16 protein-coding genes are annotated in these 12,956 nt (G+C 68.2%); 9 read left to right on the forward strand and 7 right to left on the reverse strand.

The genetic code is table 11. The features are described from left to right. The first annotated feature begins 13 nt into the window (after positions 1 to 13). A complete protein-coding gene (locus tag ACYQ5L_RS30270) occupies positions 14 to 673 on the forward strand; it encodes a TetR/AcrR family transcriptional regulator (protein WP_459961633.1) in 660 nt (219 codons plus the stop codon). A gap of 2 nt (positions 674 to 675) precedes the next feature. On the opposite strand, the gene ACYQ5L_RS30275 is transcribed toward ACYQ5L_RS30270, so the two are convergent. Both ACYQ5L_RS30275 and ACYQ5L_RS30280 read right to left on the reverse strand, forming a co-directional pair. Beyond that, positions 676 to 1,152, reverse strand: a complete 477-nt coding sequence (locus tag ACYQ5L_RS30275; RefSeq protein WP_459961634.1) for a DUF3237 domain-containing protein — start codon at positions 1,150 to 1,152, stop codon at positions 676 to 678. Between the two features lie 2 nt (positions 1,153 to 1,154). Further along, positions 1,155 to 1,601, reverse strand: coding sequence for an ester cyclase (locus ACYQ5L_RS30280; RefSeq protein WP_459961635.1), 447 nt, complete (start codon positions 1,599 to 1,601; stop codon positions 1,155 to 1,157). 87 nt (positions 1,602 to 1,688) lie between these two features. On the opposite strand from ACYQ5L_RS30280, the gene ACYQ5L_RS30285 reads away from it, so the two are divergent. After that, positions 1,689 to 2,345 carry a TetR/AcrR family transcriptional regulator gene (locus ACYQ5L_RS30285; RefSeq protein WP_459961636.1) on the forward strand — a complete coding sequence of 219 codons (657 nt, stop codon included), beginning with the start codon at positions 1,689 to 1,691 and terminating at the stop codon, positions 2,343 to 2,345. Here ACYQ5L_RS30285 and ACYQ5L_RS30290 read toward each other — a convergent pair. The 3 genes from ACYQ5L_RS30290 to ACYQ5L_RS30300 are packed head-to-tail and all read right to left on the reverse strand — an operon-like array spanning position 2,342 to position 4,882. Next, positions 2,342 to 3,226 (reverse strand): metal ABC transporter permease, encoded by an 885-nt coding sequence (locus ACYQ5L_RS30290; RefSeq protein ID WP_459961637.1) that lies wholly within the window; start codon positions 3,224 to 3,226, stop codon positions 2,342 to 2,344. The two genes, ACYQ5L_RS30285 and ACYQ5L_RS30290, sit on opposite strands and share 4 nt — an antisense overlap. 37 nt (positions 3,227 to 3,263) lie before the next feature. Beyond that, positions 3,264 to 3,998, reverse strand: a complete 735-nt coding sequence (locus tag ACYQ5L_RS30295; protein WP_459961638.1) for a metal ABC transporter ATP-binding protein — start codon at positions 3,996 to 3,998, stop codon at positions 3,264 to 3,266. Beyond that, positions 3,995 to 4,882, reverse strand: a complete 888-nt coding sequence (locus ACYQ5L_RS30300) for a metal ABC transporter substrate-binding protein (protein WP_459961639.1) — start codon at positions 4,880 to 4,882, stop codon at positions 3,995 to 3,997. The genes ACYQ5L_RS30295 and ACYQ5L_RS30300 overlap by 4 nt, the downstream gene beginning before the upstream one ends. A gap of 224 nt (positions 4,883 to 5,106) precedes the next feature. On the opposite strand from ACYQ5L_RS30300, the gene ACYQ5L_RS30305 reads away from it, so the two are divergent. Beyond that, entirely contained in the window at positions 5,107 to 5,457 is a 351-nt protein-coding gene (locus ACYQ5L_RS30305; protein WP_459961640.1) for a VOC family protein, read from the forward strand. Between the two features lie 8 nt (positions 5,458 to 5,465). Here ACYQ5L_RS30305 and ACYQ5L_RS30310 read toward each other — a convergent pair whose 3' ends face one another. Beyond that, positions 5,466 to 5,939 (reverse strand): hypothetical protein, encoded by a 474-nt coding sequence (locus tag ACYQ5L_RS30310; RefSeq protein ID WP_459961641.1) that lies wholly within the window; start codon positions 5,937 to 5,939, stop codon positions 5,466 to 5,468. Between the two features lie 65 nt (positions 5,940 to 6,004). Further along, positions 6,005 to 7,285, reverse strand: a complete 1,281-nt coding sequence (locus tag ACYQ5L_RS30315; protein WP_459961642.1) for a PucR family transcriptional regulator — start codon at positions 7,283 to 7,285, stop codon at positions 6,005 to 6,007. A gap of 220 nt (positions 7,286 to 7,505) precedes the next feature. Here ACYQ5L_RS30315 and ACYQ5L_RS30320 point away from each other — a divergent pair, with 220 nt between their 5' ends. The 6 genes from ACYQ5L_RS30320 to ACYQ5L_RS30345 are packed head-to-tail and all read left to right on the forward strand — an operon-like array spanning position 7,506 to position 12,867. Then, on the forward strand, positions 7,506 to 8,264 hold the full coding sequence (locus ACYQ5L_RS30320; protein WP_459961643.1) for an ABC transporter ATP-binding protein: 759 nt from the start codon (positions 7,506 to 7,508) through the stop codon (positions 8,262 to 8,264). After that, positions 8,261 to 8,986, forward strand: a complete 726-nt coding sequence (locus tag ACYQ5L_RS30325) for an ABC transporter ATP-binding protein (protein WP_459961644.1) — start codon at positions 8,261 to 8,263, stop codon at positions 8,984 to 8,986. The genes ACYQ5L_RS30320 and ACYQ5L_RS30325 overlap by 4 nt, the downstream gene beginning before the upstream one ends. A 1-nt stretch (position 8,987) precedes the next feature. Next, positions 8,988 to 9,869, forward strand: a complete 882-nt coding sequence (locus ACYQ5L_RS30330) for a branched-chain amino acid ABC transporter permease (protein WP_459961645.1) — start codon at positions 8,988 to 8,990, stop codon at positions 9,867 to 9,869. Continuing rightward, entirely contained in the window at positions 9,866 to 10,834 is a 969-nt protein-coding gene (locus tag ACYQ5L_RS30335) for a branched-chain amino acid ABC transporter permease (RefSeq protein WP_459961646.1), read from the forward strand. The genes ACYQ5L_RS30330 and ACYQ5L_RS30335 overlap by 4 nt, the downstream gene beginning before the upstream one ends. After that, positions 10,824 to 12,071, forward strand: coding sequence for an ABC transporter substrate-binding protein (locus ACYQ5L_RS30340; protein ID WP_459961647.1), 1,248 nt, complete (start codon positions 10,824 to 10,826; stop codon positions 12,069 to 12,071). The genes ACYQ5L_RS30335 and ACYQ5L_RS30340 overlap by 11 nt, the downstream gene beginning before the upstream one ends. Positions 12,072 to 12,105: 34 nt before the next feature. After that, positions 12,106 to 12,867, forward strand: coding sequence for a DUF8020 domain-containing protein (locus ACYQ5L_RS30345; protein WP_459961648.1), 762 nt, complete (start codon positions 12,106 to 12,108; stop codon positions 12,865 to 12,867). Positions 12,868 to 12,956: the final 89 nt, after the last annotated feature.

Genomic DNA, 12,956 nt, shown 5'->3' on the forward strand with positions numbered 1-12,956 from the left:
TACGATCGATCGTATGGTTAGCGCAGCCGCCGAGCGGTTCCCGGACGGCGAATCCGATGCGGCCGATCCGGAGGACATCACCGACCGCCGCCTGCGCCGCGGGGCGCGCTCCCGCAAGGCCGTCACCCGCCACGCCGTCGACATCGCCTCCGCCGAGGGCCTCTACGGCCTGAGCTTCGGCCGGCTCGCCGACGATCTGGGCATCAGCAAGGCGGGCATCCAAACCCTGTTCCGCACCAAGGAACAACTGCAACTGGCCACGGTCGACGAGGCGCTCACGGTCTTCGTCGACGCCGTCATCCGCCCGGCCGCCCCGGAGCCCGCCGGTGCGGCGCGCCTGCGGGCCGTGGTGGAGCACTGGCTCGCCTACGCGTCCGAACCGCTGTTGCCCGGCGGCTGCTTCTGGTCGGCCAACCTCGCCGAATTCGACAGCCGCCCGGGCGCGGTCCGCGATGCCCTGGCACAGCAGCACCGGAATTGGATCGCGGTGCTGGCCGCGGAATTGCGCACGGCGGTCGAGAGCGGCGAGATCGCCCCGCTGGACCCGGATCTCGCCGCCTTTCAGCTGGCCGCCGTCTTGACCGCCACCAATATCGCACTGCGCCTGGAGGATCCGGACGCGGTCGGCAGGGCCCGCCGAGCTCTGGACACCCTGCTCGCTCCGCCGCGGTAGCGCTACACCACTTCGCAGACCCGATAGGCGATCCCGCCCTCCACCGGATACCCGGTGCCGACGCAGACGATGTCGTTGAGCCAGAGGTATTCCCGCGCACCGGTTTCGAACAGGGGCGCGGTCCGGAAGTAGTAGCGCGCCGGGTCGACGAGGTGCCGGGTGGCCGGATCGCCGATCTCCGCCCGCACCTCCTCCGGCATGACCCACCGCCCGCCATAGGTCATCTGCACCAGGGCCCCGTCCTCGGTCCGCAGGGTGAGCCGCACATCGAGGGTCATACTGCCGTCCGGCCGGAACGTCGCCCAATCCCCGCCGCCGGGCACCACCTCCCCGCGCAGCTTCGGACCCTCGAACGAGCCGCCGCCGGCGCGGAACAGCACCCGCCCGCCGCCGGTAGCCAAGGGCGGCTCCAGATCCACGACCACATCGAACAGCTGCCTGGTCTCGATCGCCGCGACATCGCGCACTCGGTTATCCATGATCATTTCCCTCCGAACAGCATTCGCCGAACCGCGTCGGTGGAGATCCCCGATTGGTCGCACAGTTCGGACAGATCGAAAAAGAACCGTTCACTCGCGATCAGGTCGTCCGCGAAGGTGAACTGGATGAAGACCGGCAGCTCGGCGGTGCGGCCATTGGGCGTCACTCCGAAACCGTTGCCCGTCATGGTCATTCGCGCGGCGCCCCAGCACACCAGCGTCTCGCCGTCGGTCGCGTGCCCGGCCAGTTCCACCCGATAGTCCGGGAACACCGCGAAGAACCAGCGCAGCGCCGCCTCGTTCGCCGCGAGCCCGCGTACCACCGAGCCGAAAGCCGGTGTCTCCAGGACCATCCCGGAATGGCAGAGCCGCACGGCGGCCGCCGCGTCCTGCTTGCTCTTGACCGCCGCGAGCCGCTGCGCGAGCCCGAACATTCGCCCGTCATCCATGACCCAACTATACGGTCGGCCGTATGTTTTGTCGATGGTCGAAGTGATCGGGCAAATCCGGCGCCACAACCTCGATACAGTGAAGCGGTGCAACTCGATCCACCGGTCACCCAGCGACTACGGCCGGGTCCCAGCGCATTGAGCCGTGCGGAAGTGCTGGCCTCGCAACGGGGGCGGCTGGCGCTGGCCGCCTTGCAGACGGTGGCCGCGGCCGGATATCAGCCGACCACCATCGCGGATATCACCAAGCGGGCGCAGGTATCGAAACGCACCTTCTACGAACTGTTCCGGAGCAAGGAGGAGTGCTTCCTCGCCGGGCTGGAGGGCGGCGTCGCGGTCGCCCAGCATCATCTCGACGAGGCGCTGGAACCGGCCGACCGGCTCGACTGGCGGCGGCTGGTGCGGCGGTCGCTGACCGTCTATCTCGAATTGCTCGCGGCCGAACCCGATGTGGCGCGCGCACTGCACCTCGAGGCGGTCGCCGCCGGCGGGGAGATCGCGCACTTCCGGGCGCGGATGAACGGGGTGTTCGTCGATCGCATGCGCGGGGCGCACCGGGTGGGCGTCGAGCAGGGTGAGCTCAGCGGCGAACCCGCCGAGGGGATGCTGGCGTTCCTCATCGGCGGGATCGACGATCGAATTCGCCAGCAGCTCATTGCTTCCGGGCCCGAGGACCTGCCCGCGCTGGGGCCGGACATCTGCGCCGCGGCCATTGCGATCCTGCGGATGTCCGGGACGGATTAACCCGCGAGCGCCGCGGCGGTCTCGATGCGGCGGTGCCGGGCGGCGGCGAGGCGACGGCCGATGACGCCCTGCCGCGGCGCGAACAGGTAGACGAGGGTGAAGACCACGCCCTGCACCACGACGACCATGCCGCCGGGCGCCGTATCGAGGTGGTAGCTGATGTAGAGACCCGCCACCGCGCAGGCCACCGAGACGGCGGGGGCGATCACCAGCATGCGGCCGAAACGGTCGGTGAGCAGGTACGCGGTCGAGCCCGGAATGATGAGCATGGCCACCACGAGCACCACGCCGACCGCCTGCAGGGCGACCACCGCCGTCAGCGCCAGCAGCCCGAGCAGCGCGGTGCCGAGCAGCCGCGGATTGAGCCCGATGGCGTGCGCGTGCGTCTGATCGAAGGCGTACAGGGTGAAGTCGCGGCGCTTGAGCACCAGCACCGCGAGGGTGACCGCGGCCAGGATCACGATCTGGACGAGTTCGCCGCGGCTCACCCCGAGCAGATTGCCGAAAACAATGTGGTTGAGGTCGGTTTGGCTGGGCGTCACCGAGACCAGCACCAGGCCGAAGGCGAACAGCGTGGTGAAGACGATGCCGATGGCGGCATCCTCCTTGATGCGGCTGGTGTCGCGGACGATGCCGATCAGCGCGACCGCCAGGAACCCGAATACGATGGCGCCCACCGCGAACGGCACGCCCAGAATGTAGGCCAGCACCACGCCCGGCAGCACCGCGTGCGAGACCGCGTCGCCCATGAGCGACCAGCCGATGAGCACCAGCCAGCAGGACAGCACCGCGCAGACGACGGCCGCGGTCACGGTGGTCGCCAGCGCCCGCACCATGAACTCGTAACGCAGTGGATCGATGAAGATTTCGGTGACGCTCATCTGACTGTCTCGTACTCGCTGTCCAACTCGGCCGGGGCTAGACCCGGTTCAGCACGTCCAGGCCGAAGGCCCGGGCCAGGTTCTCGGGTAGCAGCACCTCATCCGGATCGCCGTGGGCGAGAACGGTTTGCATGAGCAGCACCGCCTCGTCGGCCAGTCCGGGCAGGGCGTGCAGATCGTGCGTCGACACCAGAATGGTGGCGCCGTCGGCGGCCAGCTCGCGCAGCAGCGTGGTGATCGTCGCCTCCGAACGCTTGTCGACGCCGGCGAACGGTTCGTCGAGCAGCAGGACGGTGGCGCCCTGTGCCAGGCCGCGGGCAACGAAGGCGCGTTTCTTCTGCCCGCCGGACAGCTGCCCGATCTGCCGGTCCGCCAGCTCGGTGAGCTCCACGCGTTCGAGCGCGTGCTCCACCGCGTCGCGATCGGCCCGGCGCGGGCGGCGCGTCCAGCCCATGTGCCCGTAGCGGCCGGTCATCACCACATCGCGCACCGAGAGCGGGAAAGTCCAGTCCACGTCCTCGGCCTGCGGCACATAGCCGAGAATGCCCGCTCGCCGTGCGGCTTTCGGTGTGCCGCCATTGATCCGGACCGAGCCGCGCCCGGGTTCGACCAGGCCCATGATCGTCTTGAACAGGGTCGACTTGCCCGAGCCGTTCATGCCGATCAGACCGCAGACGCGGCCGGAACCCAGTGACATGTCGACGTTTTCGAGCGCGAGCACGTCGCCGTAGCGGACGCTCACGCCACTGACTTCGATGGCCGGCGTGCTCATGACCGCTGTCCCGTCAGAGCCGCGCCGATCGTCTTGGCGTCGTGGCGAATGAGATCCAGGTACGTCGGCACCGGCCCATCGGCCTCGGAGAGCGAATCCACATACAGCACACCGCCGTACACCGCACCCGAGGCTTCGACCACGCGCTGCATGGGCGCATCCGAGACGGTGGATTCGCAGAACACCGCGGGCACCTGGTTCTGCTTGACGAAGTCGATGGCGGAGGCGATCTGCTGCGGCGTGGCCTGCTGTTCGGCATTCACCGCCCAGATGTACTTCTCGGTCAGCCCGGCATCGCGCGCCAGGTAGGAGAACGCGCCCTCGCAGGTCACCAGCGCCCGCTGGTTGGCGGGCAGCGCGCTGAGCTTGTTCACCAGCTCGGTCTGCACCGCGCCCAGTTCGGCCTTGTACTTCTCGCCATTGGCCCGGAAGTCGGCGGCGTGCTCGGGGGCCAGCTCACCGAAGGCGCGCACCATATTGTCCACGTAGATCTGCACATTCAGCGGCGACATCCACGCGTGCGGATTGGGTTTGCCCTGGTAGGCGTCCTCGCCGATATTGATCGGCGCGACGCCCTCGCTGACCACGACGTGGTCCACCTTCACATCGGATAGGAACTGGGTGAACCACGCCTCCAGGTTCAGCCCGTTGTCCAGGATCAGATCTGCCTTCGACGCCTTCTTGATATCGCCCGGCGTCGGCTCGTAGCCGTGAATCTCCGCGCCCGCCTTGGTAATCGACTCGACGGTCAGATGATCGCCCGCCACGTTCCCGGCGATATCGGCCAGCACGGTGAACGTGGTCAGCACCGTCGGTTTCCCGTCGCCGTCGCCCGCACCACTGCCGCACGCGGTCGCGGCGAAGGCCAGCATGCCCACCACCATTGCCCCGATCGAGCGACGCACAAAACGAACGGGCAAACGGTGGAGCCAAACCTTCATCAACCAAGATTAATGTTCGGCGTCCCGAACTTTCAAGTTCGATGTCGAAAACCCCACATCGGGCCGATCCTTTCCGATCCCGTTCGCTCCCGGCTGTCGAAATCCCGGCGCCCTGCGCGTCGGAACGAGTAGGAGTAGCCGTATCCCCCCGCCGAAAGGACACCGAGATGAAACCGACCAGCGTGACAGTGGGCGTGCCGGTCACCGATCTGGCCGCGGCCCGCCAGTGGTACGAGCGCGTCTTCGACCTGCCCGCCCCCGACCTCGAACCGGTCCCCGGCGTGGCCGAATACCTCGTGTGCGGCGCCTGGCTGCAGCTCATGGAGGTCGAGCGCGGCGGCGGGCCGTGGGTGTTCCGGCTGGAGGTGCCGGATGTCGCCGCCGAGCACGAGCGATTGACCGCCCTCGGCCTCACCCTCGGTGAGATCGTCGAGGTCGAGGGCTTGATCGACTTCTTCGAATTCGCCGATCCGGACGGCAATCAGCTCAATCTCTACACCGACAAGACCAAGCCCTGAACGGGCCGTCAGTACACGGCGAAGGTCGTGACGCTCGGGCTGTGCGGCAGATCGGTCTTCAGCGTGAAGGTCACCTGGCCGGGCCCGGTGACAATGCGGAGGTTGCCCAACTGCGGGCCGCCCCACCAGAACGGGAACCCATTGCCGCTGCCGAGGAAGACCGATTCCGATCCGGAGGCGCCGGTGTCATTGTTGTGCCAGTCGACGATGGCGGTGACCGAGCACCACGGCGCGGGCACGCCGAGGACCTTCAGCCAGCCCCTCAGCTGCAGGATGACGGTTCCGGGGACGTCGCCGTCGGGGTAGACATTGCCCTCGGCCCAGACGTCACCGGAGCAGCCGAGGCCGTGCGCTCCGGTGGTGGTCAGCGGCAGGCTGACGGGGATGTAGTTCGAGGCGGCGGCGGGTGTGCTCGCGCCGATGAGCGCTGCGATCGCGACGGTGGTGATGGCGGTTATCTTGCCGAGCTGCCGGTAGGACATGCGAACCCCTTGCGTCGGTTAATGATCTTCCGATTCATCGTCACCGACGCGGCGAACGCTACCGATCACCGCCGCGCGGTGCGATCCCCGTGCAGTTCGATGGCCACCAGCAGATCGATGAGATCGCTGATACCGCGCGGGTTCCGGCCGGTCATCTCCTGAATTCGACCCAGCCGGTATTTCGCGGTGTTGTGGTGGATGCACAGGGCGTCGGCGGCCTCGCGCAGGTTCATATCGGCGGCGGCGAAAGCGCGAATGGTGGCGGCCAGGACGCCGCCGCGCGAGCTGTCCTCGGACAGCAGGGCGGCGATGCGCGGATCCACGAGGTGACGGGCGGTCTCGTCGGCGCGCAGCATCAGATAGCGGAAGGGCGTGAGATGCGGCAGCGACAGAACGCCGCCGCCCTCGGGCAGGAGATCCAGCGCGGACCGCGATTCCTGGTGCGCCCGTGGCAGATCGGCTATGCGGTGCACCACGGGGCTGACGCCGATCGCGAGCCGGATTCCGGCGGCCAGCAGTTTCTCCCGGGTGGCGCGCAGCCGCTCGCGCAGGTCGTCGACGGTGCCGTGGCGGCCGAGCGCGGGAATCGCGACCACCTCGGAATGATGGGATCCCGCCAGGGTGCGCAGGCCGTTCACGCCGATCCGCGCCAGGGCGGCCGAGGTGAGATGCATTGCGTCGGTATCTGTTCCGTGCAGATCGAGGACCGCCGCGGTGACCACCACCATGGGCGCCTCCGGTTCCACGCCGAGACCGAAACCGTGCGCCAGCGACAGCTGCGGGCCGCGATCGGGCAGCGTGCCGCCGAGCAGGGCGTCCAGCAATTCCCGGCTGCCCGTGCCGTTTTCGGACTGATACTGCTGGAATTCCAGGTAGGCATTGGCGGCCTGGGTGCTGATCAGATCGCAATACCTGTTGAGCGGCACCACCATCGACAGCGCGGCCTCGCGATCGTCCTCGGAGTCGCTCGCGTAGTTCATCAATGATTTCCACAGCGCCTGCTGACCCAGCCGGAAGGCATTGATGTAGTCCAGGAGCGTGAGCCCGGCCCGCGCGCGCCGCGCCGCCGCCCGCCGGATGTGCGCGAAGTCGCCGGCGGTGACCTTGCGGTCCTCCAGCAGCGCCCCGAGCCCGGCCCGGCACAGCTGGGCGAGCTGATCGTGCACATCGGCGTAGAAGGACTCGTCGCGCGCGGCATAGGCGGGAATCTGACCCATGATGGCCGAGACGCCGATATCGGCCATATCGTTCACCTGGTCGAACAGCCGGCTCACGATGCGGGTGCGCGCCGCCAGGACGCTCTCGGAGTAATTCGCGATCGCGACCGATTGTGATCCGGCATACATGGGACCGGATTAATCCACGTCGACCCCGGCGTGTCAACGCGAGAGCGCCCGCCGACCATGTCCACGGGAGACAAATGCCGCCCGCCAAGTTGGTCCTTCGCGTCCAATGTGCGGGCTGACCTGCGACTTTACGCTGATCGAGTTCTATCCCTCCGGTCGGAGCCGCGGCTCGCGGACCGTACCGATCTCAGCTCGCCGGTTGCGGCGGGCCGGAGGACGCATGCTCGAAATCTCCCAATTGACGCTCCGCTTCGGCGGCATCACCGCGCTGCAGGATGTCGGATTCGGCGTGGCGGCCGGCGCCATGGTCGGGCTCATCGGGCCCAACGGCGCGGGCAAGACCACGCTGTTCAACTGCCTGACCCGGCGCTACACACCCGATGCCGGAACGCTCACCTATGAGGGCGCATCGCTGCTGGAGCAGCCGCCGTATGCCCTGGCCGGTCTCGGCATCGCCCGCACCTTCCAGAATCTCGGGCTCTTCCAGCGGCTGTCGGTGCGCGACAACGTCCTGGTCGGGGCGCATCACCGGGCGCGAGGCGGATTCCTGTCCACGGGTCTGCGGCTGCCCGGCGTGCGCCGCGCGGAAGCGGAGCTGCGGGCGGAGGCCGACGAGCTGCTGCGGCGGCTCGATCTGGCCGAGGTGGCCGATCGCCCGGCCGCCGGACTGCCCTTCGGCACGCTCAAGCGCATCGAATTGGCGCGGGCGCTGGCGGTGCGGCCCCGGCTGCTGCTGCTCGACGAACCGGTCAACGGTCTCAGCCACGGCGAGGTCGACGAGTTCGCGGACCGGCTGCGGGCGCTGCGCTCCGACTTCGAGCTGACCGTGATCGTGGTCGAACACCACATGGGTTTCGTCATGAACACCTGTGATCGCGTGATCTGCCTGGAGTTCGGGCGGGTCATCGCCGATGGCGAACCCGAAGCGGTACAACGCGATCCGGCCGTGGTGGCGGCCTATCTGGGGAGCGCCGCATGAGCGAGCCGCAATTCCTGACCATCGACGATCTACATGCCGGTTACGGCGGCGCGCGAGTGCTGCACGGCGTGGACTTCGGGGTGCGCCGGGGTGAGGTGTGCGCCATTCTGGGGCCCAACGGCGCGGGCAAGACCACGCTGCTACGGGCCCTGTGCGGAATGGTGAAGGCGCGCGGCGAGATTCGCCTCGACGGCGCCGAGATCACCGGTCGCGCACCCGAATCCGTGGCCCGGCTGGGCGTCGCCCACGTGCCCGAGGGCCGGGGCACCTTCACCGCCTTGACCGTCGAGGAGAACCTGCGCGTCGGGGCCTACACCCAGCGCGATCGCACCCGCGCCGAGGCCGATCTGGCCCGGGTCTTCGACTTCTTCCCCATCCTGCGGGACAAGCTGCGCGAACCCGCGGGCGGACTGTCCGGCGGGCAGCAGCAGATGCTGGCCATCGGCCGCGCGCTCATGCTGCGGCCCCGGCTGCTGCTGCTCGACGAACCGTCGCTGGGACTCTCGCCCCTGGTCACCCAGGAGCTCTTCCAGATCGTGCACACCATCAATGCCGAGGAGCGCACCACCGTGATAGTCGTCGAACAGAATGCGCACCTGGCGCTGGAAGTCGCCCACCACGCCCATGTGATCGAGAGCGGCCGGATCGTCCTGTCCGGCACCGCGGCTCAGATCCGCGCCGACGAGCAGGTGGCGCGGTCCTACCTCGGATACCGGGTGTGATGTGACCGGGTTGCTGCAACAGATCATCGAAGGGCTCAGCGCCGGAGCGATTTACGCCGGACTGGCGCTGGCCATGGTGCTCATCTACCGGTTCACCGGGATCGTCAACTTCGCGCAGGGTGAGCTGGCCATGTTCTCGGCCTTCCTGGCCTGGCAGTGCGTCGAGGCGGGAATGCCGTTCTGGCAGGCGCTCATCGTGGCGCTCGCGGTGTCGTTCCTCGGGGGCATGCTCATCGAGCGGGTGGTGATCCGCCCGGTGGAGGGCGCGCCCGAGCTGACCCTGGTGATCGTCACCGTCGGCCTCTACTTCTTCGTCAATGCCGCGGCCGGCTGGATCTGGTCGTATCAGGTGAAGTCCTTCCCGAATCCGTTTCCGGACGGGGCATTACGGGCCGGCGGCGTCACCGCCGGATACGGCAGCCTCGGCGTGATCGCGGTCGTCGCCCTGGTGATGGCGCTCATCTATCTGCTGTTCCGCTACACCAAGATCGGCCTGGCCATGCGGGCGGTGGCGAGCAATCCGGTCTCGGCCCGGCTCTCCGGAATTCGCGTCGGGCTGGTGCTGGCGCTCGGGTGGGGGCTGTCCGCGCTGGTGGGCGCGGTGTCCGGGGTGCTGTCGGCGCCCGTGCTGTTCCTCGAACCCAACATGATGGGAGGGGTTCTCATCTATGCCTTCGCCGCGGCCACCCTGGGTGGCTTCGACAGTCCGGGCGGCGCGGTGGCCGGTGGGCTCATTGTCGGCGTCGCCGAAACCCTCACCGGCGCATACGTGGACGTCATCGGCACCGAGCTCAAGATCGGTGTGCCGCTGGTGATCATTCTCGGCGTGCTGCTGCTGCGGCCGCAGGGGCTGTTCGGGCGAGCGGTGGTGGAGCGGGTATGAATCACCGGCATTCGATCGCCATTGCCGCGCTGCTGGCACTGGCCTGCTATGCGCCGTTCCAGCTCTCGCCGTTCCACACCTTCCAGCTGTCCATGGCGCTGGTGTACGCCGTCGCGTTGCTCGGCATGAATCTGCTCGTGGGACAGACGGGTCAGATCTCGCTGGGGCACGGAGCCTTCCTCGCGGTCGGCGCGTACGCCACCGCGGTCATGCTGGAGCGCTGGGACGCACCGCATATCGCGACCCTGCCCGTAGCGGCCGGGCTGACCTTCGTGCTCGGTCTGGCGCTGGGGATTCCGGCGCTGCGGTTGCGGGGACTGTATCTGGCGCTGGTCACGCTCGCCATCGCCATCTTCCTGGTGCCGTTGCTGAAGCGCTTCGAATCGCTGACCGGCGGGTCCATGGGGCTGCCCGTGCCGAAGCCGGAAGCGCCGGAGTGGACGGGGCTGGCCGAGGATCAGTGGCTGTATTTCCTGGCGCTGGGCGTCGCGGTGGTGAGCTTCCTGTTCGTCGCGGGCGTGCTGCGGTCGCGAGTCGGGCGGGCGCTCAACGCCATTCGCGATCACGAGACCGCGGCCGAGGTCATGGGGGTGCGGCCCGCGCAGTACAAGACCCTCGCCTTCGCCTGGAGCGCGATGTTCGCGGGCATGGCCGGATGCGTCTACACGTGGGTGATCGCTTATGTCTCACCGGATTCCTTCGCCACCGGGCTGTCCATCACGCTGCTAGCGGGACTGGTGGTCGGCGGGCTGGGGTCGCTGTGGGGACCGCTGCTGGGCGGATTCTTCGTCATGTACGTCCCCAGCCTCGCCCAGGACGTCAATCAGGCCGCGCCCGGCGTGGTGTTCGGGCTGCTGCTCATTGCCGTCATGTACCTCGCGCCGACCGGCTTGGCCGGGCTCGCCGGTCGATCGGCGGAGTGGATCGGAAGTTTCGTTCGGAAAGGGAAAACCAATGCGCACTAGGGCCATTCGCGTCATCGGAGCCGCGGCGGTGCTGCTCGCGGCCACGGCCTGCGGCGGGCGCGGCGAGAGCGGCGACTCCGTCGCCCAGGGCGACTGCAAGGGTCAGCAGACCGTCGGCATCACCGATACGAGCATCAAGCTGGGCGGGGTGTATCCGCTGTCCGGGCCGGCCTCCGCCTTCGGGGAGATTCCCAAGGGCGCCCGGGCCTACTTCGACTACCTCAATGCCGAACAGGGCGGAATCGATGGCCGCACAGTCGAATATCTGGTGCGCGACGACGGCTACCAGCCGCCCAAGACCGTGGAGGAGGTGCGGCGGCTGGCCGAACAGGATCAGGTGTTCGCCATCTTCCCGACCCTCGGCACCTCCACGTCCTCGGCGGTCTGGGACTACCTGAACCAGCGGCAGGTGCCGCAGGTCTTCGTCCTGGGCGGCGCGACCAAGTGGGGGTCGGATACCGATCATCCCTGGACCATCGGCTGGCAGCCGAGCTATCGAGCCGAGGGGCGAGCGTTCGCGGAGTACGTGAAGAAGGAGAAGCCCAATGCCACCGTGGCGGTGCTGTTCCAGAACGACGACTTCGGAAAGGATCTGCGCGACAGCTTCACCGAGGCCGTGAAAGGCAGCGGCGTCTCGGTCGTGGCCGAACAGAGTTACGAGGTCACCGATCCCACCGTCGATCCGCAGCTGCGCAATCTGGCCAATGCCAATGCCGATGTGCTGCTGAACTTCTCGACACCCAAGTTCGCCTCGCAGGCACTGGCCGGTGACGCCCGCAATCCGGACTGGAATCCGCTGCACATCGTGTCCATGGTGGCCAATTCGGTGAGCGTGCTGAAGCCGGTCGGCTTCGAGAACGTGCAGGGGGTGGTGTCGGGCGCGTTCACCAAGGACGCGGCCGATCCCGGATTGGCCGAGGATCCGGCGATCAAGCTGTACAAGGAGAAGCTGGCCGAGTACGCGCCCGGCGCGGATCCCACCAATAACTACACCCTGATCGGCTGGGCCGCCGCGGACAGCTTCCGCAAGACCCTCGAGGCCGCGAAATGCCCCACCCGCGAAGGACTTCGCGATGCGGCGCGCTCACTGTCCGGCATCAGCATCGACACCCTGCTGCCCGGCATCACGCTGAAAACCGGGAAGGGCGACGCCTTCCCGATGGAGGCGGTGCAGATCCAGCGTTTCCAGAACGACCGCTGGTCCCACGTCGGTGCCGTCATCGACACCGGCAAATAACAACAGTTCCCACCCCGATCAACGAGGATCACCCATGAAGTTGCGCACTACCGTCGCGCCCGCCGCCCTCACCGCCCTCGCCCTCGCCGTCGGCGCGGGCACCAGCGCCGCCGAACCCGCCGCCGCACCCGTGCAGACCGAGGTGCACTACGAGGTGAGCCGCCAAGGGGATGCGGCCGTCCTGAAGACCACCGACGGCGTGCTGAAAACCGTCGGCGACCAGCTGGTGCTGACCGATAAGGCGGGCACTCCGGTGGCGGCCATCCCGCTCACCTATCGGATGGACAACGCCGCCTATCCGATCGCGGCCGAAATCAAGGACGACACAGCGATTTTGACGCCTTCACGGGAAGGCGGAACACCGCTCGCGGATATCGCCGCGAGCGAGATCGTCACCGTGGAGCAGGCCGCCGCGCCCATCGCCGAATCCTTCACGCCCCGTGACCAGTCCGCCCTGGGCACCTTCGCCCAGCGGCTGACCATCGGCAGTGCCGTCAGCGCCATTGTCGGCGCGGTCCTCGGCGGCGGCGTCGGCTGTCTGGTCGGCGGCGCGGCCGGCGCCACCATCGCCAGCCCCGTCATCGCTCTGCTCCTCCCCTGGGTCGGCGCCGCCGTCGCGGGCTGCGTCCTCGGCGCCGCCACCCTCGGGGCCGTCGGCGCCATGGTCGGCCTGGTCACCGTCGGCGGCCCGCTGGCCCTGTTCTCCGCCTTCCAGTACTTCAGCACCATCCTGACCCCCTGCCCGCCGGAGCTGGCCTACTGCAAGGACCCGTCCGTCCCCGCCCCCGCCAAATAGCCCCTCCCCAGCGTTGCCGCCGGACGCCGAACACCTCGCCGGCCCCGGCCAACGGCACGAAGGCCCCCTGACTCCCTGCCCCGAGTCAG

The organism is Nocardia sp. IFM 10818 (assembly GCF_054655275.1).